The following is a 25,636-nucleotide window of genomic DNA, read 5'->3' as shown; positions in this document are numbered from 1 at the left end:
GTAGTTCCTAGAACATGAAGGCGGTCAGGACAAAGTCCAGCGCCAGGATGACCAGTGCCGAGGTGACCACGGTGCGGGTGGTAGCGGACGACACGCCAGCGGCTGTCGGGGTGGCGTCGTAGCCTTCGAATACGGCTATCAGGGTAACGGCCATGCCGAAGAACAGGCTTTTGATCAGGCCGTTTATCACGTCGTAGTGCAGGTCTACATTGTTCTGCATTTGCGACCAGAAGGTACCTGCGTCCAGGCCGATCATTTCCACGCCTACCAGGTAGCCGCCAAAGATGCCCATGACGTTGAACAGCGCTGCCAGGATGGGCATGGAAATGACCCCGGCCCAGAAGCGCGGGGCCACCACGCGGGCGATGGGGTTCACCGCCATCACGCTCATGGCTTCCAGCTGTTCGGTGGCTTTCATCAGGCCGATTTCGGCGGTCATGGCGCTACCGGAGCGGCTGGCAAACAGCAGTGCGGCCAACACCGGGCCCAGCTCGCGCAGCAGCGACAGCGCGACCAGCGCGCCCAGCGCGTCGGCAGAGCCAAAGCGTGCCAGGGTGTTGTAGCCCTGCAAGCCCAGCACCATGCCGACAAACAGGCCGGACACGATGATGATGATCAGCGACAGCACGCCGGCGAAATACACTTCGCGGATGGTGAGCTGGAAGCGCAGCAGGCTCTGGCCCGAGTTCAGCAAGATGGCCACAAAAAAGCGGCTGATGAAACCCAGGCGCCAGATGGCGTTAATGCTGAGCGCCCCCAGGCGGCGGATAGGGTTGAGCAGGGCGTTCATGCGGTTTCCCCCTTGATGCCGAAAGCCTCGGCCAGGCTATTGCCGGCCGGGTAGGCAAAGTGCACCGGGCCGTCGGCCTCGCCTTGTACAAACTGCTGTACCCAGGGGGACGACGAGTGGCGTACTTCGTCCGGGGTGCCTTCGGCAGCAATCTTGCCGCCAGCGACAAAGTACACGTGGTCCACGATTTCCAGCGATTTGTGTACGTCGTGCGTCACCATCACCGCCGAGGTGCCCAGTGCGTCGTTCAGTTTTTTGATCAGCAGGGCAATGGTACCCAGCGAGATCGGGTCCAGGCCGGTAAACGGCTCGTCGTACAGCATGATCTGCGGGTCTAGCGCAATGGCGCGTGCCAGGGCAATACGGCGTGCCATGCCGCCGGACAGCTCGGCCGGCATCAGCGCTTCGGTACCCCGCAGGCCTACTGCGTTCAGCTTCATCAGTACCAGGTCGCGGATCATGCTTTCCGGCAGGCGGGTATGCTCGCGGATGGGGAAGGCCACGTTGTCGAATACCGACAGGTCGGTAAACAGCGCGCCAAACTGGAACAGCATGCCCATGCGGCGGCGGTGCTGGTACAGGTCGCGGCTGCTCATGCGGCCAACGTCCTTGCCGTCTACCAGTACCTGGCCTTTTTGCGCCAGCACCTGGCCGGATATCAAGCGTAACAGCGTGGTTTTGCCACTGCCGCTGCCGCCCATGATGGCCACCAGCTTGCCGCGGGGGATGGTGAGCGAAATGTCCTGCAGTATCGGCCGGTCGCCGTACGCAAAACTGACATTCTTGAGCTCTATGAAACTGTCGGAAGACACGGTCAGGGATTGTCCTGTGAAATCAAGAAGAAACAGGGAGCCGGCTTGCCCGACCCCCTGTGTGCATTTTATCTGCCTTGTGTGCACTGCGCAAAATGCCAGCGCACTTATTTTGTGTAGAAATTGTTACCGCACGTGATTATTTATATCGAAAACCACAACAGAAACAAAGTACTACCGTCAGGCTTTATACCCCGCGCAGCAGCTCGTTGATGCTGGTCTTGCTGCGGGTTTGTGCGTCTACCTTTTTCACGATCACCGCGCAGTACAGGCTGTGGCTGCCGTCTTTCGATGGCAGGTTGCCCGATACCACGACCGAGCCCGGCGGTATGCGGCCGTAGCTGACTTCGCCGGTTTCGCGGTCGTAAATCTTGGTGGACTGGCCAATGTACACGCCCATCGAGATCACCGAGCCTTCGCCCACGATCACGCCTTCTACCACTTCGGAGCGCGCGCCGATAAAGCAGTTGTCTTCGATGATGGTCGGGTTGGCTTGCAGCGGCTCCAGTACGCCACCAATGCCGACGCCGCCGGACAGGTGCACGTTCTTGCCGATCTGGGCGCAGCTGCCTACGGTGGCCCAGGTGTCTACCATGGTGCCTTCGTCTACATAGGCGCCAATGTTCACGTAGGACGGCATCAGCACGGTGTTCTTGGCCACGAAGCTACCTTTGCGCGCCACGGCACCCGGTACGGCGCGGAAGCCGGCTTGCTGGAAGCGTTCCTGGTTCCAGTCGGCAAACTTGGTGTCGACCTTGTCGAAATAGCGGCTGACGCCATCGTCCAGCAGGACGTTGTCGCGGATGCGGAACGACAGCAGTACGGCTTTCTTTACCCACTGGTGTACCACCCAGTCGCCGTCGATTTTTTCGGCAACGCGCAGGTGGCCGTTGTCCAGCTCTTCGATAACCTGCTCTACCGCAGCTTTCAGCTCGGGCGATACGGTGGCCGGGGTGATCTCGGCGCGGTTTTCAAAAGCCAGTTCGATAATGGGCTGGATCGGGTGCATATGGTTCAGTCCTTGGGCAATGTGGATGGTGGTCATGATCTCGATGTCTATTATGTACGGCTTTTCACAAAGCGGATTAGGCGCGGCACGGCGGCTTCGCACTCGGCCAGCGGGGCCACCAGCGCCAGGCGGATACGGCCGGCGCCAGGGTTCACGCCGTGGGCATCGCGGGCCAGGTAGCTGCCGGGCAGCACGGTAATATGTTCTTCGGCAAACAGCGCGCGGGCAAAGGCGGCATCGTCGCCACCGGGTACTTCGGCCCACAGGTAGAAGCCGGCGTCCGGGCGGCTTACGTTCAATACCTGTGCCAAAGGCGCGGTGACAGCGTCGAACTTGGCAGTATACGCTGCGCGGTTGGCCGCGACATGCTCTTCGTCCTGCCAGGCGGCAATACTGGCCTGCTGGATGGTCTGGCTCATGGCGCTGCCATGGTAGGTGCGGTACAGCAGGAATTTTTCCAGGATGCGTGCGTCGCCCGCCACAAAGCCGGAACGCAGGCCGGGGGCATTGCTGCGCTTGGACAGGCTGGTAAACATCACCAGGCGCTCGTAGCTGCGGCCCAGCAGCTGTGCCGCCTGCAGCCCGCCCAGCGGTGGTGTATCGAAATAGATCTCGCTGTAGCATTCGTCGCTGGCAATGATAAAGCCGTAGCGGTCGGACAGCGTGAACAGTGTGTTCCAGTCATCCAGCGACATCACCGCCCCGGTGGGGTTGCCGGGGCTGCACACTACTACCACCTGCGTGCGCTGCCAGATGGCTTCCGGCACCGCCGCCCAGTCTGGCTGGTAATGGTTGGCCGCCAGGCAGTTCACGTAGTAGGGTTCGGCGCCGGCCAGTAGCGCAGCACCTTCGTAGATCTGGTAGAAGGGGTTGGGCGAGATCAGCACCGGCTTGTCGTTGCCGCGCGGGTCGATCACCGCCTGCACAAACGAAAACAGCGCCTCGCGGCTGCCGCATACCGGCAGAATCTCGCGGGCCGGGTCAACGGCTATGCCGTAGCGGCGCTGCAGCCAGCTGCTGCACGCCTGGCGCAGGGCATCGCTGCCCAGGGTGGCCGGGTAGGCGGCCAGGCCGTCCAGGTTGGCGATCAGCGCATTTTTTACCACGTCGGGCGTAGGGTGTTTGGGCTCGCCGATGGACAGGTTGATGTGCGCCAGCTCCGCAGGGGGCGTGACGCCGGCCAACAGGCCGCGCAAGCGCTGGAACGGGTAGGGCTGCAACAGATCGAGGTGGGGGTTCAACGCCGCTTCCTTGCAATGCAACAAAAGGACAATAGTAAGAAAACAATATGGATTTTGTAAAACAAAAGCTGTTGGCCGTGAGCTGTGCACTGACCACGGCGCTGGTGTGGGGCCTGATGTGGTACCCGTTTCGCACCTTGCACGAGGCGGGGTTTTCTACCGCTGCCACCTCGCTGACGGTGTATGTGGTGTCGGCCTGCCTGGGTGTATTCGTGTTCCGCGAGGTATTCCGGCGGCAGTTTCGCTTTGACCGTGTGCTGATTCCGCTGACTTTGCTCTATGGCTGGTGCAATTTCAGCTATACCTGGGCGGTGTCGGAAGGCCAGGTGATGCGCGTGCTGCTGCTGTTCTACCTGTCGCCTTTGTGGACGGTGCTGTTTTCGCGCCTGCTGTTGCGCGAGCGCTTAAGCAAGGTGGGCTGGGCGGTGGTGGCGCTGTCGCTGCTGGGCTGTATCACCATCCTGTACCGCCCCGATATGCTGCAAGGTGGCCTGCTGCAAAGCCGTGCCGACTGGCTGGCGCTGTCTGGCGGCATAACCTTTGCGCTGGGTAATGTGCTGTCCAAGCGTGCCAGCAGCCTGCCGGTACCGGTGAAGTCGGCGTCGGTGTGGCTCGGCGTGGCCGGCTTCGGCTTGGCCTCGCTGCTATGGCGCGGCCAACTGGGCGCCGAGCTGGCGCTGATCGATATCCCCATCTTGCTGATGATCCTGGTACTGGGGGTGACGCTGCTGTCTACCAGCATTATCTCCATGCACGGGCTGAGCATTCTGCCGGCCACGCAAATCATGACGCTGATGCTGATGGAGCTGGTGTTTGCTGCCGTATCAGCCTGGCTGCTGGCTGGCGAACACATGCAGCTGCAGGAGTATATTGGCGGCGCGCTGATTGCCAGTGCCAGCCTGCTGTCTGGCCGCATCGTGGCCAAGCCGCGGGTGCAGCCAGCGGTGGCCAGTGCCTAGCGCGCGCTGTGGGGCAGGGCTTGCATGGCGTGCTGTTGCTGCCATAATCCGGCCACTTTTTCTCAGGCAAACACTATGACAACACCGGATCTGACAAGCTTGCGCGCGGCCCTGGCGCCCGCGCTGGCGCAGCAACTGTGGCAGCTACTGGCCGCCGGTGGCCGCGGCCAGACGGCAGGCCAGTTGAGCGAGGCATGCCAGCAAGACGGCGAGGCGGTGCAGGGCCAGCTGCACACCATGCAGGCGGCGGGTTTATTGCGGGTAAGCGACGGCGTGTTTGCGGCCAACCCTGCCGCGCAGGCTTTACTGGCCGCTACCGCGCCGCAGCCGGTGCGCGCCGGCCTGCTGATTGGCCGCAAGAATATCGAAGCCGTGGTGTCGCGCGACCGCAAGCGCCGCAGCTAGGCGTACTACTGCGCCAGCTTGTACTGGCGTATCAGTGCTGCCAGCTGGCCATTTTTGCGCAGGGTTTGCAGGCCATCGTTGAAGTCGGCCAGTAGTTGTTCGCCATCGGCCAGCTGCTGGCGCAGGCCAACGTGCAGCGGCATCACCGCCAGCGGCGGGTTTTGCCAGCGGATGCGCTGGCGTTCTTGCGAGCTAAGGCTGGCCAGCAGGTGCTGCGCCAGCACTTTGTCTATCAGGACCAGATCCAGCCGCCCGGCGGCCAGCTTGCGCAGGTTGGTCAGGTCGTCTGCGGCCAACTCTTGCTTCAGGCCCGCGCTGTCGAATGCATCCGGGTTCTTGTAGCCGCGCACGGTGCCGATAACACGGGTGCGCAGCCCGGACAGCGGCTGGGTTGGCAGCGGTTTGTCCACGCGCCCGTAAAAACCCATCACCGTGTTGACCAGTGGCTGGCTGTAATGCAGGTATTCGGCGCGCGCCGGTTCGTACCACACCGCCATCACGCCATCAAACTGCCCCGCCTGCACCTCGGCCATCAGCCTGGCCCATGGCCGGTAGTGCAGTTTCAACGTATGGCCATGCTTGGCCAGCGCGGCACGGGTAATGGCCGCCACCACGCCGTCGCCCGGCAGCTGCGGCGAAAAGTAGGGCGGGTAGTCGGTGCTGGCCAGGTGTACCACGCGGCCGGCGTAGGCATGGCCACCTAACAGGGCAAGGCTGAGCAGTAGCGTGGCGAGGCGAGGTCTCATTCGTCCCACGGCCACCAGTCAGGGGCTGGCTGCATGGCGCTGGCGGGGTACTGGGCAAACAGGTTGGCCGCAAGCCGCTGCGGGTGTTGTACGCCGTATTCGTTCAGCCATTCGTCCAGCGCTTCGGTTTGCTCCTCGCGCCCCATCAGCCGGTACAGCAGCGCCCAGTCTTCCGGGCAGCACCACGGCAGGCCGTCTGCCTCGAAGCGGGCACTGGCGTCAAACGGCCAACGGTAGCTGCCTTTTTCCAGCTTGATGGCCATATCGGCGATCAGGTCTACGCTCAGGCCATTGCCCATATCGAAGCGGGCAAAGTGGCGGGTGGTGTATTGCGGATGCGGTGGCGGCGTGATGTCCTGGCCACGCGCCGCCAGGACGGCGTGCACGGCGGCAAAGTCGGCTGCGGTGGTCACGATGTCCAGGTCGCGTGGCTGTTCCACCAGGTCCAGGTGTTGCAGCAGGGTGCTGCCACCGATGGCCCAGCAGTGGCCGGCCAGTAGCGGTGCCAGCGTCTGGGCCAGTTGCAAGGGGGTGCTCATGCTGAATCCTTCAGGGGGAGGGGGCCGGCTTAGTAATGCGGCGGAATCTCGTCGCGCAGCGAGCGCTGCTCTTCTGGCTGGTTGCCGGCCTGCTGCATGCGGTACAGGTGGCGCAGCTGCTCTTGCAGCAGGTCGATCTGCTGCTGCTGGCGGGCGATAGTGAGGTTGAGCGTGTCCAGCAGGTCGTCCTGCAGGGCGACCTTGATTTCCAGCTCGGTGAGGCGCGATTCCATGGCGTGTTCCGTCAATGTTTGACCCGCATTGTAGCGCAGCCCCACCGTTTATCGCTTACAGCACCATGGCCGCTACCCAGCCTGCGGCCAACAGCGGCAGGTTGTAATGCAGAAAGGTAGGGATCACGGTATCGCGCATGTGGTCGTGCTGGCCGTCCACGTTCAGGCCCGATGTTGGCCCCAGTGTGGAATCGGACGCCGGCGAGCCGGCATCGCCCAGCGCCCCGGCGGTGCCGATAATCGACACAGTGGCCATGGGCGAAAAGCCCAGCTGCAGGCACAGCGGCACATAGATGGCGGTGAGGATAGGCACGGTGGAAAACGACGAGCCAATGCCCATGGTCACCAGCAGGCCGACAAACAGCATGGCAAACGCCGCTGCACCACGGCTATGGCCAAACAGATCGGCCGATACCTTCACCAGCTCGCCAATCTGGCCGGTGGCTTGCAGCACTTCGGCAAAGCCCTGGGCGGTGATCATGATGAAACCGATCATGGCCATCATTTTCATGCCGTCGCTAAACACGCTGTCGGCGTCGCCCCACTTCACCACGCCGCTGGCGATGAACAGCAGAAAGCCGGCCAGCGCGCCCAGCATCATCGAGTCGCTATACAGCTGCACGCCAAACGCGGCGGCAATGGCAAACAGCGAGGTCAGCAGCGACTTGCGGCCAACCTTGGCGTGGGTACGCTCGGCGTGTTCGATCTTGCCCAGGCTGTACTGGCGTGGCTTACGGTAGCTGACAAACACCGCCAGCAGCAGGCCGGCCAGCATGCCCACGGCGGGGATGGCCATGGCGTGCATCACGTTCACATCCGCCACGTGCATGCCGGCTTTTTCGATATTGCCCAGCAGAATCTGCTTCAGAAAAATTTCGCCAAAGCCCACCGGAAACAGCATATACGGCGTGGTAAGGCCAAAGGTAATCACGCAGGCCACCAGGCGGCGGTCCAGCTGCAGGCGCGCCATCACGTACAGCAGCGGTGGCACCAGCAAGGGGATAAAGGCAATGTGGATGGGCACCAGGTTCTGGCTCATCACGCTCACCACGGCCAGCAGGGCGATCATCAGCCACTTCAGCCGTTGCTGGCTGCTGTTGTTTTGCAGCTGGCGCACGGCGGCGTCGGCCAGGGCGTGTGGCAGGCCGGATTTGGCAATGGCCACGGCAAAGGCGCCCAGCAGGGCGTAAGACAGCGCCACCGAGGCGCCGCCGGTAATGCCTTTGTTAAATGCGGCCAACGTTTGCGGCAGGTCCAGCCCGCCGAGCAGGCCGCCCACCAGGGCGGCGACGATCAGGCTGATGACAACATGGGTACGCGCCAGCGACAGGGCCAGCATCAGGGTAATAGCGACAGGGATGGCAAACATTTGTATATACAAACTTATTGTTTTATAAGGAAAAAAGGGCGGCAGACTACCCCGTCGCAGGCTGGCTGTCCAGCGCGCTGCCCGCGCCATAAAGCAAAACCCCGGTAGCCTGGGCTTACCGGGGTGATAAAACCGCCACCGTTGGGGTGGCTGGCGGGGGCGCTTACAGTGGCAGAACGCGGGCAGTGCCGCCGCCGGTAATCACCTTCACGCGCTGGCCTACGCTCAGGACCACATCGGCTTCCTGCACGATGGACACGGTACGGCCTTTTTCCATTTGCACGGTCAGCTCGTAGGCGTTTTTGGTGTTATTGCGCTGTACGGCTTCGCTGGCCAGGCCACCGGCCATGGCACCCACGATGGCGCCGGCTACCGAGCCGCTACCTTTACCGATATTGCTACCGGCCAGGCCGCCCAGTGCGGTGCCGCCCAGGGTCAGCAGGTCGTTCTTGTCGCCTTCCATCTTCACGTTCTTGATGTCCAGAATCTTGCCGTATTCCACTTCGTGAATCTGGCGCATCTGGCCTTTACTGTACACCTGTGCCGAGTCGGAGCTGGTAGCACAGCCGGTAAGTGCCACCATGGTCAGCATGCCGGCGATCAGGATTTGTCTGGATTTCATGGTGTGTACTCCCTTGATGATTCGTTTATTGCCGCTATTTGACCACGTTTGCAGCCAAGCGTTTGCACTAACAGGGTAACGCTTTGTGACGGTTGATGACAGCACGGGCGGTGCCGGGCTATCGCTGCAAGCCCAGCTGTTGTTGCCGGAACTGCCGCCCCGGCGCGGTGAGCAGCAGCGAACGCCTGCAGCGTGCCAGACACAAGCATGTTGTCCTTATCCTACTGGCGTGACGAGCAGGCGGTGGCCGCCTGGCGGCAGCTGGAGGCGCACCAAATGGCACAGCAGGCGGGGCGGGGTGGGGTGTTTGCCGATTACCGGCTGCGGGTGGCGCAGGTGCTGCGCGATTACGGCAGGACGCCGCGCCTGCAGGTTCCGACGGACAGCGGGTGCTATCACGGTACAGATAGGGTGTGATAAGGCGTGGCGAGTATGGCCGTTGGCTTAAACGGCCACATTATCCCTTAGCCTTTTGCGTCCAGCGCTGTTGCGTTGTCCGCCTTGCCCAGCATGCCGGATAGCACGGTGGCCATGCCGGTGATGCCATCGTTGGACAGGCCGGCGTCCTTCATCACGGCATCCACGATGGGCTTGGCGATCTGGTATTGCAGGGCCGAGTTCATCACTTGCTCCGGAAAGGTTGCCTGTGAACCGGTACCACCGTCAGAGCTGCTGCCCGTAGCGCCGGGCAGGCCGTTGGCCTGGAAGATGCGGATGGAGTCGATTTTTTCCATCGGCCGTACTGCCTGTTCCAGGATGGCCGGTAGTTGCTGTAGCAGCAGGGTGCGTACTTGCAGGTCGATCTGGGCTGCAGACAGCGTGTTCAGCGCGTTATTGATGGCGCGGCGGCCTTCGGCCTCGGCCAGTGCTGCGGCCTGCTTGGCCTGCGCTTCAATCGTTAGTGCTTCGGCGCGGTCGATTGCGGCTTCTTTTTCTGCATTGGCCGCTACTTTCACGGCGATGGCATTCTGTTCTGCATCCTTGGCGGCATCGATCAGCTGGATTTCCTTGTCCCGCTCGGCCACCGCCACTTCGCGGGCGGTGTTCACCGCCTCTTCGGCTTTCACGGCCTCTGCACGCGCCTGGTTGGCCGCAGCGTCCGCTTCTGACTGTTCGCGCGACTTATTGGCAATGGCAATCTGCATGTCCTGGCGCGCCATTTCCACCTGCTTGCGCTGTTCGGCACGCTTTACCTCGGTCTGGCGTTCCAGCTCGATTTCGCGGCTCTGGATTGCCAGGTTCTTGTCGATTTCCGCCGAACGTATTTCGCGCTCGGCTTCGATACGCTTCTGGCTTACCTGGCGCTCGGCCTCGATTTTGGCCGATTCGGCTTCGCGGTTGCGTTCGGCTTGCTGGGTGGCAATCTGGGCGGTTTGTTCGGCGCGCAAGGTTTCGATTTCACGTGTCTGCGACAGGCTGGCGAATTCCTGATCCTTGTCGATAGTCAGTTTCAGGCGCGTGGCTTCCAGATTTTTGGTACGTACCTGTACTTCGGTGTCCTGCTCTACATCGTTGCGCTGCTTGCGGCGGGCTTCGGTCTGTTCGGTCAGCCGGGTCAGGCCTTCGGCATCAAAGGCATTATTGGGGTTAAAGAACTGCTTGTCGGTCTGGTCCAGGCTGGTCAGCGAGACCGACTCCAGCTCCAGGCCGTTCTTTTCCAGATCTTCGGCCACCGCATTTTGTACGGCTTGTACAAAGTCGCGGCGCATGTCCTGCAGATCCTGTATCGACATGGTGGCGGCGGTGGCGCGCAGCGAGTCGACAAACTTGTCTTCTACCAGCGACTTGAGTTCATCCGGGCTCATGGTACGGGCACCCAGGGTTTGTGCTGCGGTGCTGATGGCTTCTTCGGTCTGTTTGACGCGCACAAAGAACGCTGCGGTGACGTCTACGCGCATGCGGTCTTTGGTAATCAGGCTTTCCTTGCCCTGGCGCAGTACTTCCAGTTTCAGGGTGTTCATGTTCACCAGCACGCGCTCGTGGAACACCGGCAGCACGATGGCGCCGCCGTCCATGATGACTTTCTGGCCACCCAGGCCGGTGCGCACGAAAGCGATTTCCTTGGTGGCACGCTTGTAAAGCCGGGCAAAGATGACACCGATGGTCACCAGTACCAGCAAGAGGATAGCGGCGATGCTGCCAATGCCTATCAGGTTGTCCATATCCGGGGTTCCTTAGTGTTGTGTTGTATCGGACGGTTGATTGGGGTACGGATGGTGGATGGCGCGATAGAAGCTGCCGGGCTTGCTGACCAGCAGTACTTCGCTGCCTTCGTTCAGCAGCTCGTCTTCCAGATCGGGCTCCACCATCAGAAAGTGTGTGCGGCCATGCTGGTCTTTTACCCGTGCCTGGGCGGCGAGCCCGCGACGGGCATGGCCGGCGCTAATGATGGCGCTGCGGCCAACAAAGCTGTGCTCGCTAACAGCGCTGCTTTCATCCCTGGGCAAGATGCGTGCAAGCATGCCGCCCAGGCTGCGGGTGGTGGTGATACCTGCCGGGATGGCAAGCACACCGGCCAGCACGGCTGGCAGCGCGTGACCGGTTAGCGCTAGCAGCAGGTGCTGCAGGGCGAAGCCGAACAAGGCAAAGCCGGTCAGAAACAGCAACAGCAAGATCAGGGAGGGCAGCCGGCCCAGGTGCAGCCAGCCCAGCAGGCGGCCCAGCCATTCGGCGTCATCGAAGTCCGGTAGCCAGGCATCCACGGCATTGCTGGGGCTCACGGCCAGCAACAGGCCGATACCTTCCAGCAGGGCGATACCCAGAATCAGCAGCAGGGCTACCCAGAATGGCCAGGTGGCCGTGGCGGTGAACCAGCTCATGCCTTGCCTGCCTTGATACGGGCCAGGCGTTCGGCAATCTGCTGTTCGCGCACCAGGGTGTCTAGCGTTTGCAGCTGGCTGGCCTGCTGCAAGCTGGCTTGGGCATGGTTCAGGCTCAGGCCGGTCTGGCGCTGGTAGACGTTTTCAAAGCCACGGGTCACTTGTTCCAGGCGATGTCCGATACCCGGTTCGGTGGCTGTGCTGGCGGGGGTGGCCGCTTGCCGACGGCTGAGCTGATAAGCCTGCAAGGTGTCAGCAAGCTCGCGCTTCTTGCCCTGCAAGGCGGCCACATAGCCTGCCAGTGCCTGTTCGCTGGCGTGCAGCTCGGCCAGGCTGGCGTCCATCACCGGCAGCTGCGCTTCGATATCCATCTGCCGCGCAATGGCGGCCTGGGCCAGATCGTCGCGCCCTTCGGCGAGAGCATGCTCGATATGCTCGGCCAGCGTCTGGTGTTGCTGATTCAGCCGGGCATGCTGCTGGCGGGCAAGATGCAGGTTGGCCGAGGTCTTGCCCAGCTCGTGGCCGACATCGTCCAGCAGGGTGTCCAGTTCGCGCAGGCTTTGCAACATCATGGCGTCGGGTTGCTGGTCTTCGATGTGGTCCAGCAGGGCATTGACGCTGCCGGCGATAATGCGGCCAACCCTGGTTTTCAGCGTGTCGCTCATGTCTCGCTCCTTGGTGTGGTGTACAACGCGGCCAGGGCCAGGATGCCGCCTAGGCCCTGTTGAATCACGCCGGGGTCATAGCTGGCATGCTGCTGGCCCAGCCCCTGGCGCAGTAAAAGTTCGGCCATATGCAATGTGTGGCTGACCAGTTGTGCTTCCAGCGCGGTGGCTTGCGCCTGGGTGTGTGGCTTGCTGGCCAGCAGCAGCGCCATCAGTTGGGTGCTGTGCTGTAGCAGCAAGGTGACGGCATCGCTATGCTGCCCGCTTTGCAGCTCGATACGGTTAAGCGCCTGGCGCAGTGGATAAAGGCGTTCGCCTAGCCACACGTGGGCCTGGGCCGGGTCGGCCAGGATGTCTTCTTCTTTCTTGAGCTGGCCTAGCAGAATGCGCAGCTTGTCGCTGGTGGTGGCGGCACCATCCAGCTGCAATGCGGCCAACCAGGTGTAGAGATCTGCCGGTATGCGGGCAGAAAGGGGGGCCATTTGCTGACTCACGTTGCACCTCCTTGTCATATCTGATTCGAGTATGCATAGAGCGCATTCAGATGTAAACACTGAAAAGGCAAGAGGAGGCAGGGTGTGGTATCGGTGGTAACAAAAACGCCCCGGTGATGACCAGGGCGGGGAGAGGGCTGGGCTTTACCCGGCCAGGCTGGCAGCGAAGTCTGCCGGGATGGCCGGGCGGCCGCGTTCGTTGATGGCGGTGCCCACGATCAGGCCTTCCAGTACTACTTTGTTATCGGCCAGGCGGATGACCTGCTGGCGAAAGCCGAAGCGTACTTTGGATACCGCTTCGAAGGCCACGGTCACGGCGAAGCGGTCGCCGCTGGTGAGCGAGCCTTTGTAGTCCAGCTCGGCGCGCACTACCACCAGGTTCACTTTGTCGCGCGCCAGCTGGGCAAAGTCGATGCCTTTTTCCAGCAAAAACTCGTGGCGGGCGTGTTCCAGGTAGTTGAAGTACACGCCATTGTTAACGATGCCCTGCATATCGCATTCGTAATCGCGTACTTTCATTTCCAGGGTAAAAACAGACATCAGCAGGCTCCATCAGCGGGGTGACAAGGTGGCGTGGCGGTCTGTGCCGCCTGTGCGCCAGACACGGGGTGGGCAGTGTAGCGCAGCGCGTGTCAGGCCGGGAGGGTTGGCCGCATCAGGAGGGGTACCCGAATCAACGCAGCCAGCCTTTTTCCTTGGCGGTAGTGAACAGGTACAAAATCAAAAAGACGCATCCCACCGATGTCAGGCTTTTGATGGTGCCAGGTAGGTACGCTTGGCAAAAGACACTCAGCACGATGCCGAAGAATAAGCTGAATCCCAGGTAATGCTTAGGTATGAACGGCTTACCTGCCGCCGGCTTGGCTTGCGCCACTGCAGGGTGCATCTCGCCCAGGGTGAGTACGCGTGCGGGGCCGGCGCGAAAGCTGGCCAGCCACGATGCGGCGTCCTGCATGTGCTCGCTGGCATCGTGCGCGGCCAATGCGGCGGCGCTGGCCCAGGTTTCGGTCAGGACAAAGCTGTTTTCCTGGCCGCTGACGCGGTGTAGTTGATAGCTCAGGCAGCCGGCTTCTGCGCGTACTTGCGGTGCAAGCCAGGCAAAAGCCTGTACTTGTTCTTCGGCACGGCCAGGCAGGGTCTCGATCAGCACAATCTGTTTGATGGGGTGGCTCATGGCAGCGATCACTCCGTGACGGTCAAGGTAAACCGCATGCTGCCATGTGCGTGATTGTCGATAAAACAGGGTTGGGCCTGCACGGGTACGGCCGGGTGAATCTGTTGTGCTACTCGCGGCCGACAAAGTCCTGCGGGCGCAGTGCCTTGATCACGTACAGGTCGAAACGGGTGGATTTGCCGTCCAGCACCACTGATGGTTTCACGCCTTCGATCGGCACGCCGCGCTGCGGGCGTTTTACCACCACGCGGCCAGTGGCGGCGGCGATGGCGGCTTCCAGCAGCGCGGCGCTGTCCATGTCGTCGCCAATCACGTGCTGGAAGGCCTGCATGCCTTTCTTGGCGGCGGCGCTTTTCTTGTCGGTGTCGGGGAACATGGGGTCGACAAACACCACATCGGGGCGCTGCGCCCACGGCAGCTCGGCCTGCTGCGCCAGCCAGTCTATGGCGTTGGTGTGGATCAGCGTCATGCGCGCCACGATGTCCTGGGTGTCCGGGTGCACGCTAGCGCGTTCCAGTGCGTCGAACAGCAGCGCAGCGGCCACGGGGGAGCGCTCCAGCAGCGTGACCTGGCAGCCCAGGGTGGCCAGCACAAAGCTGTCGCCGCCCAGGCCGGCGGTGGCGTCCACAATGTGCGGCAGGTCTTTGGCGCCTTTCAGCCCCACCGCCTTGGCCACCGGTTGGCCGCGGCCGCCGCCTTGCTCGCGGCGGTGCTTGGCGGCACCTTCGACAAACTCGGCGTACACCGCGCCGTGCTTGCCGGTGGTGACCAGCTCCAGTCTTTCCGGCCCCAGCTCCAGCCAGTAGCCAGTGTCCGGGCGCTGTTTTACCAGCGGCAGGGCAAAGCGTGCGGCCAACCTTTCGGCGGTGTCGCGGCGGGCGCTTTCGGCGCAGTACAGGGGCGTGGCGTGCATGGTTTTTCCTTTTTTGACGCGGCGAAGATACGGTATCGCACCGTGCGCGGCAACTGCTTTGCCTGTCGATAAATGTGCTGGCTAGCATGGCGCCATGTACAAGCTTGCTTTCCTGGGCGCCGGGGTGGTGCTGTGTGCGCTGCTCCCTGTGCTGCCGCCGTGGTTTTTGCTGCCGGCGCTATGGCTGATGGTGTGGCCGCTGTGGTGGCGCAGCCGCCGCGCCTGGCTGTGTGCCTTGCTGTGGTTCAGCCTGGGGCTGAGCTACGCCAGCTGGCGTGCCGAGCTGCGCCTGGCGCAGCGGCTGGACCCGGCGCTGGCCGGTAGCGTGCTGCAGGTGCAGGGTGTGGTGCGCGGCCTGGCCGACCCGGGCGAGTTTGGTACGCGCTTGCGCTTTGAGGTGCAGCAGGCCGAGGTGGCGGTGCCGCCGCTACTGCTGCTGAACGATTACCGCCAGCGGCCCTGGCCGGCCGGCAGCCGCTGGGAACTGTCAGTAAGGCTACGCCAGCCGCACGGTGCGGCCAACGTAGCGGGCTTCGATGCCGAGCGCTGGTTCTGGGGCGAGGGGGTGCTGGCCACCGGCACGGTGGGTAAGGCACGGCATGCGCTGCCCGCTATGGGGGTGGATGCGCAGGCTTGGCTGGATGCACTGCGCGAGCGCATTGCCGTGCGCCTGGCCGGCCAGGGGGCGCTGCGCGATGGTGCTTTGCTGGCGGCGCTGGCGGTGGGGGCACAGCAGGGCATAGACCGCGCAGAATGGGGCGCCCTGTCGGCTACCGGCCTGACGCATATTGTCAGCGTATCGGGTTTGCACATCACCCTGGTGGCTGCGCTGGTGGCCGGGGCTGCCAGCCTGTTGCGGCGCCTTTGGCGGCAGATACCGGCTAGCCTGCCGCTGTGGGTGGGGGCCAGTGCGGCGGTGTTTTATGCGCTGCTGGCGGGCTTTTCGGTACCCACACAGCGCACTGTATGGATGCTGCTCACCGTGTGCGTGGCCCTGGCGCTGCAGCGTGGCCTGTCGGCCTTGCAGGTGTGGCTGGCAGCGCTAACGGTAGTTTTGCTACTGGACCCGTTTGCGGTGCTGGCCGTGGGGTTCTGGTTGTCGTTTGGCTTGGTGGGCGCGCTGATTGTGGGCGAGGTGGGCTTGCGGCAGCGCCCGTCTGCCTGGCAAACGGCGTTGTGGGCGCAGTGGCGCGCCACGCTGGCATCATTCGTGCCGCTGTTGTGGCTGTTTGGCAGCTTTCCCTGGTTGTCGCCGCTGGCCAATGCACTGGCTATTCCGCTGGTGTCTTTCGTGTTGACCCCGCTGGTATTGTTGGCCGCAGCCTTGCCATTGGACAGCCTGGCCTGGCTGGCCGGCTGGGTAGCGCATGCCTTCTGGTGGGGGGTGGACTGGCTGGCGCAGTGGCCGCCTTACCGCCGGCCATTACTCCCGTGGCAGCTGTTGCCGGCGGGCTTGCTGGGTAGCCTGGTATGGCTACTGCCCTTGGGCCGCGCCTGGCGTAGCTGGGGCGTGGTGCTGCTATTACCGCTGCTGCTGTACCGTGCACCGCGCCCGCCAGCAGGCGAGCTGTGGGCCGAGGTAATCGACGTGGGGCAGGGGCTGGCGGTGTTAATGCGTACCGCGCAGCACGATGTGCTGTTTGATACGGGTGCAGGGGACGCCGGGCGAGTGCTGCTGCCGGTACTGCACGCGCATGGCGTGGCAAAGCTGGATGCCTTGCTGCTATCGCATCACGATAACGACCACGACGGTGCGGCCGAGACCCTGTTGCCCCAGCTGCCGGTGCGGCAGCTTTTTCGGGGGCAGCCAGGCAGTGCGGCCGGCTGGCGCGGCCAACCTTGCCTGGCCGGGCAAAGCTGGGCGTGGGACGGTATACGCTTTGACGTGCTGTGGCCCACGCCAGCTAGCCAGGGCGAGGACAATGCGCTGAGCTGTGTGCTGCGGGTGGCCACCCCCACACAGGCGCTGATGCTGACCGGCGATGCCACTTTGGCAGTAGAAGAAACCTTGGTGCGGCAATACGGCGCGGCCCTGCGCAGCCAGGTGCTGGTGCTGGGCCACCATGGCAGCCGTACCGCTAGCGGCGCCGCCTGGCTGGCCACGGTACAGCCGCTGCACGGTATCGTGAGTGCCGGTTATATGAACCGCTATCGCCACCCGCATGCCGAGGTACTGGCCAGCCTGGGCGCGGCGGGCATCACGCTATGGCGTACCGATACCCAGGGCGCGGTGCAGCTGAAGCTGGGGCAGGATGTGCAGCTGGCTACCCTGCGCCAGGGCTGGCAGCCTTACTGGGTGGCCAGGTAGCTGGTAGCCACCACGGTATTGCCGTTGCCCAGGTAGTCCAGCTGGTCGAACGACAGCTTGCGGGCAATCAGGATGCCGCGGCCATGGCTGGACAGTAGCGTGTCCGGTGCGCTGTCCTGAAAGTTTTGCCAGTCAAAACCCTGGCCTTCATCGCGGATGGTAAAGCGCAGCGCATGCGTATCGCGCGTCATGTCTACATACACGCGGCGCTGGCCCATGCGCGGGTCGGTCAGGCGTTTTTCCAGCTCGCTTTCCCATTGGTCCTGGCTTTGCAGCCGGGTTTTTTCCTGGTAGCTGACTTCCAGGTTGCCGTGCTCGATGGCGTTGACGATGAGCTCGAACAAGCCAGTGGCGACTTTCTCTGGCTGCGGGCTGGCCTTGGCCAGCAGCGAGGTAACATGCTGCGCTTCTTGCAGGTTGTGAAAGCTGAAACTGGCGCTGTTCATGTGTCGTAGCGCACCGGCTTGCTGGCTGGCCAGCTCTTTAAAATGCTGGTGGCGGTCCCAGTGCACGGCGGCGGCGGCCACCACGGCCAGCAGCATGTCGCGCGAGAAAGGCTTGGTCAGGTAATAAAAAGCACCGGACGACAAACCTTCCTGCACGCTGGAAGCCGCCCCGACGGCGGTTTGCATGATGGCGGGCACAAAAGCCAGCTTGCCAGACGATTTCATGCGGCGCAGCAGGTCAAAGCCGCTGATCCCCGGCATCATTTTATCCAGCAAGACGGCAGAAAAAGTCTCGCCTTCTTGCTGCAGTATCTGCCACGCGCTTTCGCCATCTTCGGCCTGCACCGTGTCGTAGCCGGCGTCTTGCAGCAGCTCGGTCATCAGTTCCAGATTAAATGGCTCATCGTCTACCAATAGCAGGCGCTTGCCCATGCTTAGCTCTCCTTGTGCGACACGCTGTGTGTTTGCGGCAGTGTGAAGCTGAAAATGGCGCCACCGTCGGCGGCATTGTGAACAGATATCAGGCCCTGGTGGGCGCTAATGATTTCGCGGCTGATGGCCAGGCCCAGGCCGGTGCCGCCGGCACCGGTCTTGGTGAGGCTGCTCTGGATGAATTTGTCGAAGATACGCTCTTGTTCGCCCGGGGGCACGCCGGGGCCGTGGTCGCGTACGTACACATTCACCAGGCCGGGTTGGCCGGGTGTCAGGCTGAAACCGATTTCCACCCGGCTGCCACGCGGGCTGAACTTGATGGCGTTGGCCAGCAGGTTGCGCACGACCTGGCCTATGCGGAACGGGTCCATTTCTGCCAGTAGCCGCGAGGGTGCCGGGAGCTGTACCAGGGTGACGTGGCATTGGCTGGCCTGGCCACGCAGGTCTTCTACCGCTTCGCGTACGACCTGCTCCAGGTCGCTGCGCGAGAGTTGGTAGTCCATCTTGCCGACTTCCATCTTGGCCAGGTCCAGCAGGTCGTTCAGCAGCGATAGCAGCCGGCTGCCGCTATTGTGGATGCGCTCGAAGCAGTGGGCGATCTTGGTGCCGTCGCCGCCGTGGCTACGTGCCTCGCCCATTTCGGCAAAGCCCAGAATGGCGTGCAGCGGCGTGCGCAGCTCGTGCGACATATTGGCCAGGAATTCGGTTTTGGCACGGCTGGTTTCTTCTGCCAGGTCGCGTGCCTGGCGCAGTGCTTCTTCGGTATTGCGCTGGGTAGAAATGTCCTGATACAGCCACACCGAGCCCAGGCCGGGGGTGTCCGACTTCACGGCGCGGCCGTACATGTTTACCCACAGGGTGTTGCCGTCGCCGCGCTGCAGCCGCAGGGTGTTCTGCGTGACCTGGCCTTCGTATAGCAGGGGGTAAATCAGGCGGCCGGTGCGTAGGTAGTGTTCGTCGCTGTCGTAGATCAGGCGGGTAGAGTGGTCTACGGTGCTGCTTTCTTCGCGGGCAAACAGCTCCAGGAAAGCCTTGTTTACCTGTTTGAACTGGCGGTCCACGATATACGCCATGGCCATGGGGCTGGCATCCAGCAGGGCGGTAAGCTGGCGGTTCTGCGTTTCTACCCGCTCGGCCAGCGAGTCTTTCAGGCGGATCAGCGCGGCCTCGCGCTCCTTGCGGGCTGCAATATTGCGGCATACCACCAGGTAGACCGGCTCGGATAGCTGCGGGCGGATCAGGCTCAGGCTGAGTTCTACTTGCAGCATGAACGACTGGTCGCAGATCAGCATGGCCTCAAACGGCAGCCCGAGCAGGGGGCTGGCGTGCTGCTCGAAGCGCAGGCCATTGCGGCAGTGCAGCTCGCTAATCAGCGCACCGGCCGGTAGCTGCAGCAGGGCGTCGCGTGGCTGGCCTATCAGGGCGGCGGCGGCGGGGTTCACTTCCAGTACTTCGCCCTGCGCAGATAGCAGCAACATGCCATCAGCGGCATCGTGGAGTGCATGGCGGTAGCGTTCTTCGGCCTCTTGCAGCGGCTTGATGCGTTGTTGTTGCTGGGCATGGTGCAGGCGCAGTGTCTGATTACTTTGTTGCAGCATGGACAGTGTGCTGTTCTGGCTGTGGATTTCCCGCAGGTTGCTCCGGTTGTAGTAGCGCCCGCCGGCAATCAGTACACCTAGTGCCAATAGCGCACCCAGCGCCAGTGGCAGTTGCTGGTCCGCGCTGTGCAGGCTGTCATTGAGCGGGCTCAGTTCAAAGCTGATACGTTGGCCACCGATGATGCGGCTGGCGCTGAGCAACGGCAGTGCCGTGGTAGCTTGGCCAGGGTGGCTGTCTGCTATCAGCTGTGGCGGGTTATCGTTTAGCAGCAGGCGAAGCCGCAGTTGCAGGGGGGGCGGCGTGTCTTTGTTCAGCTTGGCCAGTAGCGCATCGTTATTCAGGCCGAACATCACCATGATGGCTTGCGATTTGGCCTTGGGGCTGAAAAAAACGGCCATGCGTTGCAGGTTGCCGGCATGGATGCGCGCGATCACCGGCTGCCCGCTGGCACTGGCTTGCACTAGCGTGTGGTAGATGGCGGGCTCGGCGCCCAGGTCCAGCCGAGAGGGCAGCGCCTTGCCATCGTCCGGGTGCTGCAGGGTGGCGACAAAGTGCATGGCACGCGGGCCGGCATTGCCTAGTTGGCCGCCTTTAAACTCGCGGATGCTCAGGCTTTGCTGTTCTTCTATGGCTTGGCGCTGGGCGGGCGAGATGCGCTCTATCAGGGCAACAAAGTCGAATGCTTCGCTGGAGGCCAGTACATAGGGGGCGTAATGCTCAAAACTATTGTGTACGGTGCGGTCGTTGGTGCTGACCAGCAGCTCGGTGGCGGTTTGCCCGGCCTGGGTGAGTTGCTGTATCCGCTGGGTCAGGTGCTCCAGCTGCAGCGTGGCTTGTGTCAGGAGCTGCTTGCGGTAGGTATTCTGGTTTTCGCGCGCTTGCAGCACCATGGCCAGCAGCCAGATACCCAGCGCCAGCACGATGCTGCCTAGCCAGGTGAGCCGGGTTTTCTGGTCGGGTTTCATGGTGCAGCCATCAGGCGCGGCAAATCAGCCTGTTGCCAGGTTCTGGTACAGCTGGGTGAACTCCTGCGCCAGCTTGTGTTTCGGGTCCAGGTAAACCATGGGCAGGCTGCGCTCGTGCGATTCGCGGATTTTTACCGATGCGGACAGCGGCGGCGACAGCACCGGGTGGCCTTCATCGCGCAGGGCTTGCACCATGCGTGCCGGCAGGCTGGCACGTGGCTGGTACTGGTTTACGATGATGCCTTCTATCTGCAGCTCGGGGTTGTGGTCGGCGCGGATCTCGGCGGCGCTGTCCAGCAGGCCCAGCAGGGCGTGGCGAGAGAAGGTATCGCAGTCGAACGGAATCAGGCAGCGCTGCGCGGCAATCAGCGCCGAGCGGGTGTAGAAGTTCAGCGCCGGCGGCGTGTCTATCCAGATTTCGTCGTAGCTGGTGTCCAGCTGCAACAGCACCTCGCGCAGTTTGAACATCTTGTAGCGGGCCTCCAGCTTGACCATCAGCTCGGTGAGCTCCGGGTGGGACGCCAGCAGGTCCAGGCCCGCATGGGCGGTAGGGGCGATAAACTCTGCCGGGGCTTTTTCAAACATGCTGATGGTCAGCATCTGGTTGAAAAAGCCCGCTGCATTGCCTGCCGGCGGCGTTTGGCTGCCGGTCAGGTAGTGGCTGGCGTTCCCTTGCGGGTCCAGGTCGATAAGCAATACCCGCTTGCCAGCCTGTGCCGCGGCCGCAGCCAGGTTTACGGTAATGGTGGACTTGCCCACCCCGCCTTTCTGATTGAATACCACACGACGCATGATCACCCTTTACATAAAAACGGTTACCGCCTGACACGGGGTTGGCCGCAAGTTTGCCAGCTAGCCTGTTTTGCCCGGGGTATTAGCCCTGTTGTTTGCATACATAGTCTACTTGCTGGAAACCAGCCGACTGGCGAACCACCGGCATGGCACGAATTTCGTTGTCATTATAGGTGCGGTTAATGATTTCCCGGCCATTATCATCCAGCAAAATCATACGGTTCAGGCGGAATGTGGCGGCAGCGCAGTCTACTTCCCAGTGGTTTATCGACTGTTTGTGGCGCGGCGTATTCAGGAAGTTCTCTTTTTTGGGGTTGAAGATGGTTTTGCGGTCGCGAAACTGCACCAGCGTGCCCCGGCGTTGCAGGCTCAGCTTATCGACTTCGTGCAGGATATTCCCGTTGGGTGTTACCCCCATGATCACCCATTCGGCGTTGGGGATGGCTAGCGGTTTGCCGGCAGGGGCGGGCTGGTTGCCCAGGCCGCCAGCGCCAGGCCTGGTGGTCGGCGGCGAGGCAGGGTGTGGTGCCGTGGCACAGCCTGCCAGGACGCTGGCAAGCAAGAGGGCGGGGATCAGGTATGGCTTCATGGTGTGGCTCGCTGGGCAATGAATGGCAAGAAGTCTCGCATACTCGCCGGTAAAGCCAAAGCGGTGGGAACTTGGCCGGCGTGCAGTATTCGAAGCGTTCGAGTGCCATCACTCTTCATTGTTTCACTTTGTCTCTAGGTATTTATTGTGCGCGGCCATCCTCGGGTGGCCGCTTTTTTTGCGTACAATGGCGGTCTTCTCGCAGGAAAGCCAATGCAGGACGCACTTAACCTACTCCAGAACACCTTTGGCTACCCCGCCTTTCGCGGTATGCAGGCCGATATCATCGACCATGTGTCGCAGGGCGGCCATGCGCTGGTACTCATGCCTACCGGCGGTGGCAAAAGCCTGTGTTTCCAGATTCCTGCCCTGCTGCGGCCGGGTGTGGCGGTGGTGGTATCCCCGCTCATCGCCCTGATGCAGGACCAGGTCGCCGCCCTGCGCGAAGCCGGGGTAAAAGCGGCCTGCCTGAATTCGGCCACCAGCCAGGACGACGCACGCGATATTGCCTACGCGGCCCGCTATGGCGATCTGGACTTGCTGTACGTGGCGCCAGAGCGCCTGCTCAGCCCGCGCTTTCTCGACTTTCTGGCCAGCCTGCCGCAAATCAGCCTGTTTGCCATCGACGAGGCGCATTGTGTCAGCCAGTGGGGCCACGACTTCCGTCCTGAATACCAGCAGCTGGGTGTGTTGTTCCAACGTTGGCCGCAGGTGCCGCGCATCGCGCTTACCGCCACCGCCGACGCGGAAACCCGCGCCGACATGCTGCATTTCCTGCAGCTACAAGACGCGCGCCAGTTTGTTACCAGCTTTGACCGGCCCAACCTGTTTTATCAGGTAGTCGAAAAAGACAGCGCCAAGAAACAGCTGCTCGCCTTTATAGAAAACGACTACCCCGGCGCTTCCGGCATTGTGTACTGCCTGTCGCGCAAGCGCGTGGACGATACCGCGCAGTGGCTATGCGAAAACGGCATCCGCGCTTTGCCTTACCACGCGGGCATGAGCCACGCCGAGCGCGAGGCCAACCAGCGCGCCTTCCTGCGCGAAGACGGCCTGGTGATGGTGGCCACCATTGCTTTCGGTATGGGTATCGATAAGCCAGACGTGCGCTTTGTCGCCCATATCGACTTGCCTAAAAGCCCGGAAAACTTCTATCAGGAATCCGGCCGTGCCGGCCGCGACGGTCTGCCGTCTACCAGCTGGCTATGCTACGGCCTGAACGATATGGTGCAGCTGACGCAGATGATCGAGTCCGGCGACAGCCCGGAACAGCAAAAGCAGGTAGAGCTCAGCAAGCTCGACGCCATGCTGGGCTACTGCGAAACCGCCAGCTGCCGCCGCCAGCAAATCCTCGGCTACTTTGGCGAAGCCTCCCAGCCCTGCGGCCAGTGCGACAACTGCCAGCGCCCGCCCTCCACCTTTGATGCCACCGTGCAGGTGCAAAAGCTGCTGTCCTGCATTTATCGCGTTGGCCAGCGCTTTGCCGCCAGCCACGTGATCGACGTCTTGCTGGGGCGGCCCAACGCCAGCGTCACCCACTTTGGCCACGACAAGCTGTCCACCTTCGGCATTGGCCGCGAGCTGAACCAGAAAGGCTGGCGCTCCATCATTCGACAGCTGGTAGCGCGCAAGCTGCTGGTGGTCGATATCGTGCGCGGCCAGTCGCTACTGCTTACCGACGCCTGCCGCCCGCTGCTCAAAGGCCAGGAAACCATCGCGCTGCGCCCCTTGGCCGACGACAAAAAACGCCAGAGCGTGCACGCTGAACGCTGGCTGCGCACCGAGCGCGAAGAGCGGCTGTGGCAAGCCCTGCGCCGCTGGCGCAAAACCATGGCCGACGAACATAACGTGCCAGCCTATGCCGTGTTCTCCGACAAGAGCCTGCAAGAGCTGGTGCTGCAAAAGCCGCAAAGCCTGGTTGCCCTGCGCAAGATTTACGGCCTGGGCGAGCTGAAAGTGGCACGTTATGGCCAGCCGCTACTGGAAATCCTGCAAGACGCGCTGGCACATTAAGCCCGCCGGCCTGCGCATGGCATTGCTGCACCTGCGCAGTTACAATAGCGCGACATCAAATTTCGGAGAAACGTCATGCCCGTGAATCTCAAGCCCATCGATAATGCTCAGCTGGCCCCCATTGCCGGCGTAGATCTGGCCTATGCCGAAGCCGGCATCAAAAAGCCCGGCCGCAAAGATGTGCTGGTCATTCGTATCGATAAAGGCAATACCGTAGCGGGCGTCTTCACCCAAAACCGCTTCTGCGCCGCCCCGGTACAGATCTGTAAACAGAACCTGGACGCCGGCGTGCAAATCCGCGCCCTGGTCGTGAATACCGGCAATGCCAACGCCGGTACCGGCGAAAGCGGCCGCCAGCACGCCCGTGACGTGTGTGCAGCGTTGGCCGCGGAGCTGGGCTGCCAGCCAGAGCAAATCCTGCCGTTCTCCACCGGCGTTATCCTGGAGCCGCTGCCAGTCGACAAAATCATTACCGCGCTGCCAACACGCCAGCCCGCCACCTGGGCCGACGCGGCAGAAGCCATCATGACTACCGACGTGGCACCCAAGGCCACCAGCCGCACCATCCAGATCGACGGCCAGACCGTCAACATCACCGGTATCGCCAAAGGCGCCGGCATGATTCACCCTAATATGGCCACCATGCTGGGCTTCATCGCCACCGACGCACCCGTTACCCGCCCGGTACTGACCCAGCTGGTAAAAGAGGTGGCCGACCTCAGCTTCAACAGCATCACCATCGATGGCGACACGTCCACCAACGATAGCTTCATCCTGATCTCCACCGGCCAGAGCAGCGCACCGCGTATCGACAGCGTGACGCACCCGGCCTACGAACAGCTCAAGGCAGCACTGCTGGAAGTGTCCATCGAGCTGGCACAAGCCATCGTCCGCGATGGCGAAGGCGCCACCAAATTCATCACCGTACAAGTAGAAGGTGGCCGTACCGTCGCCGAGTGCAAAGCAGTTGGCTACGCCATCGGCCGTTCGCCGCTGGTGAAAACCGCCTTCTTCGCTTCCGACCCGAACCTGGGCCGCCTGTTGGCCGCCATCGGCTACGCCGGCATTCACGACCTGGACGTAGACCGCCTGGAAATGTACCTGGACGACGTGCTGGTCGCCAAAGACGGTGGCCGCAACCCGCTCTATAAAGAAGAAGACGGCCAACGTGTGATGAAGCAAGACGAAATCACCGTCAGAGTGCTACTCAACCGCGGCCTGTCCAGCGCCACCGTGTGGACCTGCGACTTCTCCTACGACTACGTCAAGATCAACGCCGACTACCGCAGCTAAGCCATACCACGTCAGGCAGTCCCATCAGAGCCATGCGCAAGCATGGCTCTTTTACATACTGCGCTTCCCGGAATGCCATGCACCAAGCTGGGGCTATCTTGTCAAAACGGCTTTATCCGGTAAATGACGCAGTAAACAGCATGAAAATCACATTTGCAGGAGTGAAGCTACCCACGCATGGCCTGTTGCAGCGATATTCTGAAAAGTTTATTGATATTTTTTCAATTTAAAATCTTTTAATATCAGTAGCTTGCTGCGTTTTGATTGCTGAATGGCTGCTTTTTTATAAAAACGCTGTTGACGAGTCGAAATCGCAAGCGTATAGTTCACTCCATCAGCTGACGACGCAAACGAAACAAGCCAGTCAGCACCGCTCTTTAACAGACCAAATAACCGATAGGTGTAAGTG

The 25,636-nt window shown here is 62.1% G+C and carries 27 protein-coding genes; 6 read left to right on the top strand and 21 right to left on the bottom strand.

Features of this window, described 5'->3' with window-relative positions:
• Positions 1 to 7: 7 nt before the first annotated feature.
• The 4 genes from mlaE to dapC form a co-directional block, all read right to left on the bottom strand.
• Positions 8 to 790, bottom strand: a complete 783-nt coding sequence (gene mlaE, locus FLQ44_RS22020) for a lipid asymmetry maintenance ABC transporter permease subunit MlaE (protein WP_147696074.1) — start codon at positions 788 to 790, stop codon at positions 8 to 10.
• Complete coding sequence (locus FLQ44_RS22015; RefSeq protein WP_147696073.1) at positions 787 to 1,602, bottom strand: ABC transporter ATP-binding protein; 816 nt, start codon at positions 1,600 to 1,602, stop codon at positions 787 to 789. The genes mlaE and FLQ44_RS22015 overlap by 4 nt, the downstream gene beginning before the upstream one ends.
• A gap of 187 nt (positions 1,603 to 1,789) precedes the next feature.
• Complete coding sequence (gene dapD, locus FLQ44_RS22010) at positions 1,790 to 2,611, bottom strand: 2,3,4,5-tetrahydropyridine-2,6-dicarboxylate N-succinyltransferase (protein WP_147696138.1); 822 nt, start codon at positions 2,609 to 2,611, stop codon at positions 1,790 to 1,792.
• A gap of 50 nt (positions 2,612 to 2,661) precedes the next feature.
• Positions 2,662 to 3,852 carry a succinyldiaminopimelate transaminase gene (gene dapC, locus FLQ44_RS22005; protein WP_147696072.1) on the bottom strand — a complete coding sequence of 397 codons (1,191 nt, stop codon included), beginning with the start codon at positions 3,850 to 3,852 and terminating at the stop codon, positions 2,662 to 2,664.
• 47 nt (positions 3,853 to 3,899) lie between these two features.
• Here dapC and FLQ44_RS22000 point away from each other — a divergent pair, with 47 nt between their 5' ends.
• Positions 3,900 to 4,811 carry a DMT family transporter gene (locus FLQ44_RS22000; RefSeq protein WP_147696071.1) on the top strand — a complete coding sequence of 304 codons (912 nt, stop codon included), beginning with the start codon at positions 3,900 to 3,902 and terminating at the stop codon, positions 4,809 to 4,811.
• Positions 4,812 to 4,886: 75 nt separating this feature from the next.
• On the top strand, positions 4,887 to 5,216 hold the full coding sequence (locus tag FLQ44_RS21995) for a hypothetical protein (RefSeq protein ID WP_147696070.1): 330 nt from the start codon (positions 4,887 to 4,889) through the stop codon (positions 5,214 to 5,216).
• Between the two features lie 5 nt (positions 5,217 to 5,221).
• On the opposite strand, the gene FLQ44_RS21990 is transcribed toward FLQ44_RS21995, so the two are convergent.
• The 5 genes from FLQ44_RS21990 to FLQ44_RS21970 form a co-directional block, all read right to left on the bottom strand.
• Positions 5,222 to 5,962 (bottom strand): substrate-binding periplasmic protein, encoded by a 741-nt coding sequence (locus tag FLQ44_RS21990; RefSeq protein WP_147696069.1) that lies wholly within the window; start codon positions 5,960 to 5,962, stop codon positions 5,222 to 5,224.
• Complete coding sequence (locus tag FLQ44_RS21985; protein ID WP_147696068.1) at positions 5,959 to 6,501, bottom strand: hypothetical protein; 543 nt, start codon at positions 6,499 to 6,501, stop codon at positions 5,959 to 5,961. The genes FLQ44_RS21990 and FLQ44_RS21985 overlap by 4 nt, the downstream gene beginning before the upstream one ends.
• Positions 6,502 to 6,530: 29 nt before the next feature.
• Positions 6,531 to 6,734 (bottom strand): SlyX family protein, encoded by a 204-nt coding sequence (locus FLQ44_RS21980; protein ID WP_017510314.1) that lies wholly within the window; start codon positions 6,732 to 6,734, stop codon positions 6,531 to 6,533.
• 55 nt (positions 6,735 to 6,789) lie between these two features.
• Positions 6,790 to 8,103, bottom strand: a complete 1,314-nt coding sequence (locus tag FLQ44_RS21975) for a Na+/H+ antiporter family protein (RefSeq protein WP_147696067.1) — start codon at positions 8,101 to 8,103, stop codon at positions 6,790 to 6,792.
• Positions 8,104 to 8,266: 163 nt separating this feature from the next.
• The gene (locus FLQ44_RS21970; protein ID WP_240801380.1) at positions 8,267 to 8,725 is read right to left on the bottom strand and encodes an outer membrane lipoprotein; all 459 of its coding nucleotides are present in this window, start codon (positions 8,723 to 8,725) and stop codon (positions 8,267 to 8,269) included.
• Positions 8,726 to 8,932: 207 nt separating this feature from the next.
• Between FLQ44_RS21970 and FLQ44_RS21965 the strand changes: the two genes are divergently transcribed.
• Positions 8,933 to 9,142: an antibiotic biosynthesis monooxygenase family protein gene (locus tag FLQ44_RS21965; protein ID WP_206209082.1), complete on the top strand. Its 210-nt coding sequence runs from the start codon at positions 8,933 to 8,935 to the stop codon at positions 9,140 to 9,142.
• Positions 9,143 to 9,189: 47 nt separating this feature from the next.
• Here the strand turns inward: FLQ44_RS21965 and FLQ44_RS21960 are convergent, their stop codons facing one another.
• The 7 genes from FLQ44_RS21960 to FLQ44_RS21930 form a co-directional block, all read right to left on the bottom strand.
• Entirely contained in the window at positions 9,190 to 10,887 is a 1,698-nt protein-coding gene (locus FLQ44_RS21960) for a flotillin family protein (RefSeq protein ID WP_147696066.1), read from the bottom strand.
• Positions 10,888 to 10,899: 12 nt separating this feature from the next.
• A complete protein-coding gene (locus FLQ44_RS21955) occupies positions 10,900 to 11,544 on the bottom strand; it encodes a YqiJ family protein (RefSeq protein WP_147696065.1) in 645 nt (214 codons plus the stop codon).
• Entirely contained in the window at positions 11,541 to 12,209 is a 669-nt protein-coding gene (locus tag FLQ44_RS21950) for a PspA/IM30 family protein (protein ID WP_147696064.1), read from the bottom strand. Before FLQ44_RS21950 ends, FLQ44_RS21955 begins: the two co-directional genes overlap by 4 nt.
• Positions 12,206 to 12,703 (bottom strand): hypothetical protein, encoded by a 498-nt coding sequence (locus FLQ44_RS21945; RefSeq protein WP_147696063.1) that lies wholly within the window; start codon positions 12,701 to 12,703, stop codon positions 12,206 to 12,208. The genes FLQ44_RS21950 and FLQ44_RS21945 overlap by 4 nt, the downstream gene beginning before the upstream one ends.
• Positions 12,704 to 12,847: 144 nt before the next feature.
• Complete coding sequence (locus FLQ44_RS21940) at positions 12,848 to 13,243, bottom strand: acyl-CoA thioesterase (RefSeq protein WP_147696062.1); 396 nt, start codon at positions 13,241 to 13,243, stop codon at positions 12,848 to 12,850.
• Positions 13,244 to 13,376: 133 nt separating this feature from the next.
• Positions 13,377 to 13,877, bottom strand: a complete 501-nt coding sequence (locus FLQ44_RS21935; protein WP_147696061.1) for a putative quinol monooxygenase — start codon at positions 13,875 to 13,877, stop codon at positions 13,377 to 13,379.
• Positions 13,878 to 13,986: 109 nt separating this feature from the next.
• Positions 13,987 to 14,790 (bottom strand): class I SAM-dependent methyltransferase, encoded by an 804-nt coding sequence (locus tag FLQ44_RS21930; protein ID WP_147696060.1) that lies wholly within the window; start codon positions 14,788 to 14,790, stop codon positions 13,987 to 13,989.
• Between the two features lie 94 nt (positions 14,791 to 14,884).
• On the opposite strand from FLQ44_RS21930, the gene FLQ44_RS21925 reads away from it, so the two are divergent.
• The gene (locus FLQ44_RS21925) at positions 14,885 to 17,098 is read left to right on the top strand and encodes a DNA internalization-related competence protein ComEC/Rec2 (RefSeq protein WP_147696059.1); all 2,214 of its coding nucleotides are present in this window, start codon (positions 14,885 to 14,887) and stop codon (positions 17,096 to 17,098) included.
• Here FLQ44_RS21925 and FLQ44_RS21920 read toward each other — a convergent pair.
• The 4 genes from FLQ44_RS21920 to FLQ44_RS21905 form a co-directional block, all read right to left on the bottom strand.
• Complete coding sequence (locus tag FLQ44_RS21920; protein ID WP_147696058.1) at positions 17,080 to 17,976, bottom strand: ATP-binding response regulator; 897 nt, start codon at positions 17,974 to 17,976, stop codon at positions 17,080 to 17,082. The two genes, FLQ44_RS21925 and FLQ44_RS21920, sit on opposite strands and share 19 nt — an antisense overlap.
• Before the next feature lie 2 nt (positions 17,977 to 17,978).
• Entirely contained in the window at positions 17,979 to 20,540 is a 2,562-nt protein-coding gene (locus tag FLQ44_RS21915) for a sensor histidine kinase (protein WP_147696057.1), read from the bottom strand.
• Between the two features lie 24 nt (positions 20,541 to 20,564).
• Entirely contained in the window at positions 20,565 to 21,332 is a 768-nt protein-coding gene (locus FLQ44_RS21910; protein ID WP_147696056.1) for a ParA family protein, read from the bottom strand.
• A gap of 82 nt (positions 21,333 to 21,414) precedes the next feature.
• The gene (locus FLQ44_RS21905; RefSeq protein WP_147696055.1) at positions 21,415 to 21,921 is read right to left on the bottom strand and encodes a surface-adhesin E family protein; all 507 of its coding nucleotides are present in this window, start codon (positions 21,919 to 21,921) and stop codon (positions 21,415 to 21,417) included.
• Positions 21,922 to 22,134: 213 nt separating this feature from the next.
• Between FLQ44_RS21905 and recQ the strand changes: the two genes are divergently transcribed.
• Positions 22,135 to 23,934, top strand: a complete 1,800-nt coding sequence (gene recQ / locus FLQ44_RS21900; protein WP_147696054.1) for a DNA helicase RecQ — start codon at positions 22,135 to 22,137, stop codon at positions 23,932 to 23,934.
• Between the two features lie 75 nt (positions 23,935 to 24,009).
• Positions 24,010 to 25,227, top strand: coding sequence for a bifunctional glutamate N-acetyltransferase/amino-acid acetyltransferase ArgJ (gene argJ / locus FLQ44_RS21895; RefSeq protein WP_147696053.1), 1,218 nt, complete (start codon positions 24,010 to 24,012; stop codon positions 25,225 to 25,227).
• 207 nt (positions 25,228 to 25,434) lie between these two features.
• Here the strand turns inward: argJ and FLQ44_RS23915 are convergent.
• The coding region (locus FLQ44_RS23915) for a hypothetical protein (protein ID WP_170253063.1) at positions 25,435 to 25,636 on the bottom strand (202 nt) is incomplete at its 5' end.

The organism is Vogesella mureinivorans (assembly GCF_007644035.1).
GTDB classification, from domain to species: domain Bacteria; phylum Pseudomonadota; class Gammaproteobacteria; order Burkholderiales; family Chromobacteriaceae; genus Vogesella; species Vogesella mureinivorans.
This window is presented reverse-complemented; position numbering and strand designations above follow the sequence as displayed.